3 protein-coding genes and 1 pseudogene are annotated in these 4,405 nt (G+C 35.0%); all 4 read right to left on the bottom strand.

The window, feature by feature from the left end; translation table 11 throughout:
• Positions 1 to 375 (bottom strand): annotated as a pseudogene (locus BBH99_RS09845) (tRNA (N(6)-L-threonylcarbamoyladenosine(37)-C(2))-methylthiotransferase MtaB); the annotation flags it as partial.
• Between the two features lie 66 nt (positions 376 to 441).
• The gene (locus tag BBH99_RS09850) at positions 442 to 1,032 is read right to left on the bottom strand and encodes a DUF1572 domain-containing protein (RefSeq protein WP_066695070.1); all 591 of its coding nucleotides are present in this window, start codon (positions 1,030 to 1,032) and stop codon (positions 442 to 444) included.
• 94 nt (positions 1,033 to 1,126) lie between these two features.
• Positions 1,127 to 3,226: a T9SS type B sorting domain-containing protein gene (locus BBH99_RS09855; RefSeq protein WP_066695073.1), complete on the bottom strand. Its 2,100-nt coding sequence runs from the start codon at positions 3,224 to 3,226 to the stop codon at positions 1,127 to 1,129.
• A 159-nt stretch (positions 3,227 to 3,385) separates the two neighbouring features.
• Positions 3,386 to 4,183, bottom strand: coding sequence for a hypothetical protein (locus BBH99_RS09860; RefSeq protein WP_066695071.1), 798 nt, complete (start codon positions 4,181 to 4,183; stop codon positions 3,386 to 3,388).
• Positions 4,184 to 4,405 lie beyond the last annotated feature (222 nt).

Below are 4,405 nucleotides of genomic sequence, written 5' to 3' on the forward strand. Positions count from 1 at the left end.
AACAATTCCCTCGTTATCTGATTTTTCCAAATCATCAAGGTAGCTCAGAATATTAAATTTTTCTTTAGCTCCTAAAACAAGGTCTACTCCTTCAATCTGTGAAATTTCTTCAGGTTTCAGCTGGGCATAACATCCAACAATAACCACCAATCCATCAGGGTTGGCTTTCATTGCTCTTTTTACGTGAAGTTTACATTCACGATCTGCATTTTCAGTTACTGAACATGTATTGATCACATACACATTTGCCTTTTCATCAAAGCTCACCTTCTCATAACCTGCATCTGTTAATTGACGGGCAATAGTAGATGTTTCTGCAAAGTTTAATTTGCAGCCAAGTGTATGATACGCGGCAGTTCTTTGAAAAGCAGACATGTGTTACTTCTGAATTTTATGGGTGCAAAGATAGTAATTTTAATAATAATCCAAGATTGATTCAGTCTATTGTTTATATTCATCTCTTACTTCCGGGCTGTTTTGGAAACATACAGGGGAAGAAGGAGTATCCGGCTCTTCTTTGGAAAATTTGTTTTTCATTTCAGTATTGAACTCCTGAGATTTATTTCTGGCAATAGAAAGTGTTTTCCAATCTTCATTTTTCATCATTTTTGCTATATAAATGATCTGCCCAATATGATATGGATAATGAGCAAGTTGTCTGAAAACAGCATCAATAACAGAATGCGCCTCTCCTCTGATATAAATGGTTGAATAAAGATTTTCGTCATTGATCTGATCTAACGCATCAAAAAAACATTTCCATCCTTTTTCCCAGAATTCGAGAACCTCATCTTTGGTTTTAAAAGTATTTACAAATTCTTCATCCCGGTTACGCCAGGATTTCTCACCATCTTCAGTAAGGAAATTAGTCCATCTCGAAAGCATATTCCCTGCAATATGATGCACTATAACTGCGATAGAATTACTTTCTTCATTGTACTGCCAGAAAATCTGCTCATCAGACAACTGACTAAATGACTTATCTCCAAGGGATTTATAATACTCAAAGCGTTTTACAAGCAGATCTTTCATGTTTTCTATTTTGAGAACTAATGTAAAAAATTCAAACATAAAAACCACCTCTTCCGAAGTGGTTTTATCTATGTATTTTATTTACAATATATCATTATTCCCGGTTTTTAACCAACACCCAGCCAGTAAATTTAACTGGTGTATTCTTTGTATTATTCTCATTCCATAATACAGAATACCAATAGGTTCCGGTAGGAACTCTTCTTCCGCTCACGGTTCCGTCCCACTTATAGCCGTTAAGCTTATCAGCCTGATGAATCTTGGTTCCATATCTGTCAAAAATATTAATCACAAGATTTTGTTTACCGGATAATGCAGAATAATCAATTACATCATTCACACCATCAGCATTTGGGGTGATAACATTAACCAGATTGGGAACAACAATTTCAACTTTTATAGGAGTACAATTATAATCATCTTTCACATAAATTTTATACTCTCCTCTTGGAAGATTGGTGAAAACATTGGAATCCTGCCATACAATATTGTCCAGAGAATATTTATAAGGTGGTGTACCTCCTATTACAGATACCGTTACAGTATTATTACCAATCTCAATATCTGAAATAACGGGCAGTTCAGAAGGCATTACCTTTACTGTCTGTGTAGTAAAACACTCTCCGGTTTTAAGTTTTACCCAATACACACCAACACCTACTGTAACAGTTTGAGTAGTTTCACCAGTACTCCACTGATAGCTTTTGAACCCTGGCCCTGCATCCAATATGGTTTTATTTTCCATGCATATTGTTTTGTCCTTAAGTACACCAGAATATTTTGGCGGGGTAACTATTAAAGTAACTTTGACAACTGCGTAACAACCTCTGCTATTGGTAACCCTGATATATACCACTCCACTAGGAGCAATATAAGTCATTGGATTAAGGATTTCATTGGTTTGACTGATGGCATCTGCTTCAGATGGATAGTATTGTTTAGTATTATCCGGCGTAGTTACCGGAGCGTTTGCCAAATTAAAAGATCCGGTACTCGGATTGGATTCTAAAAAACATTCTGTAAGCGTAGCTTCATGTACAACTACTACAGGGTGAAATTTTAATGTAATTTTTGTAACAGCACTGCATCCATATTCGGAAATCACTTTTACATAAACGTCTCCTTCAGCAGAAATAAATGCATGCGGATTGGTAATCTCGTTAACTCCGGCATTAAGATCAAACATGCTGCTATAATATTTTTTTGAAGTACCAGTAGCGGCTGTAACATCAGCAGTTGTCAAATCAAAAAGAGCCGTGCCTGCATTATTGTTGTTACACTCTATTAATGTTGCATTTTTTACGGTAATAGATCCATCCTTAAATTTAAATGTTCCTGTCTGCTTACATCTGTTAAGCGGGCTGTTGGGGTTGGCCGGATCTGTATAACTTATACTGTAATAGTAGACTGTTGTAGTGTTTACTAGTGTAGGGGCAGTAATAGGATTATTCACTGTTAATGCATCATTAGCACTGGTATGATAACTTACACTAAAGCCAGGATTTCCATTAACAATACCTGCTGATAAAGTAGTAAAATCAAATATAACAGGGTTTCCACAGATAATAACTTCTCTTGGATCTGCAGGATTAGCAGCCGGGATTCCTGGTGGCATAAAAGGATTAGGCTGGATAGTAGGATCTGTAAATGGAGATGCCAAAGTAGCGGTTCCTCCCCATGTCAAAGAAAAAGGAGCTGTTGTACTGCTCGTACTGCTCACCCAGTTATCAATGAATAAGTAGTAAGTTTCTCCCGGCAAAACATTCAGATACCGGCAATAAGGAGTGGTGGAACCTCCGATCGCATTTGTAATAGTACTGGTCATGTTTAATCCGGTAGCTGCCCCTACTCCAATCACTGTTGCAGCATTACAGCGTATGGCAGCCCCCAAACTTCCACAACTAACATTAGGCCCGAAAATAGCCCAGTCATAATCTGCATCGGGATTATTGGGAACCAGATTAAAAGTAAGGGTACCTGCTGTAGCAATAGTAATTTTATACCAGATGGAATTATGTTCTCCGGATGTATCTATACAAGTTCCGGAGTTTACCATTTCTTTAATATTACCATATCCTGAAGGGCTGTAAGTAAGATTCGAATTTCCACAAACAGCCAGCGCCGTAGCGCAATCTTGCTGAGAATATAAGAAATGGGAAATGTATAAAAGGGTAAATAGTAAAATTTTTCTCATAGATATATTTGTTTTTATGGTTAAGTCCTTTTGAGTCAGATTAATACCCAACGTATACCAAATATACCTATTATTTAATTACAAACAACAAAAAGCAATATATTTTATAATATCTAAAACAAAAACCAACATTGATTAAAAAATCAATATACAAATCTGTTATTTTATACTTGTAATATTTCCACATAGGTTTTCAAGATGAAAGATCTTATGGAAAGGACTTTTCACTTCTTTCAGATGTTCTTTATCCTGGATGAATGTATATCTTGATGCAATAGAGTTCATATCAGAAACAATTACCAGCCAGCATTCATCCACTGAAGTATCATAATAAGGGAATTTTTCGTTCTTTTTCTCAATAAGATCCAGAATTTTCTCTGAGCAGAGTTCATCAAAAAGATTCATGTTATATTCATGTGTGATAAAAACATTTCTGCGATGAAAAGACTTCCTTACTCTTTTCACACAACCTATCCCTTTATTTTTTTTAATGCTTTTATAAATATTGATAATATTTTCTTCCTGCTCTTCCAGATTATCAAATTTTATATTTGGGTGGAATTCTAAAAAATAAACACCACGATATTTCGTAGTGTCTTCCTGTTCTAATAATATTTCTGCCTGGCGGAACATTTTATTCAAAGTACTTTCCACTTTCTTCATTTCCAGATGATTGATCACTTCGGTAAGTTCTATTCCGATTTTTTTGCCGTTCAGTTTGGCGATAAAGTCCGGACTTTCACAGGTAAAGTTTTCAAATTTTACATCAGGAAAATGATGCATAAAAGAATTAAGCAGAAGAATCTCTGACTTTTTTCGGTATTTTTCACGATCATGAAGCTGGGATTCATCTATGGTACGGTGATACTTTTCTATAGGCTTTTTTTTCAAATGCCCGTTCATATAATATAAACTCAGATTCTTGATCAGATCTTCATCAGAAAACGTCTTTTTCATGTGTGATTTTTTTTATTGAATGAAACACATGCAACTATTGGCTCTCACCGTTAAAAGTTTTTGATAATCAAAAATTTACACTCTTAAAGATAAGCAAAAAAACTATTCAATGCTTACTTTTAAAATTAATTTATCCATTAATTAACATAGAGTTTATTTTCATTATTAATACCTTTGCCCTTTCAAACACAAACCAGCATTCTATGGATTTCAGGAATTTTA

This window comes from Chryseobacterium contaminans (assembly GCF_001684955.1).
Taxonomy (GTDB): Bacteria; Bacteroidota; Bacteroidia; order Flavobacteriales; family Weeksellaceae; genus Chryseobacterium; species Chryseobacterium contaminans.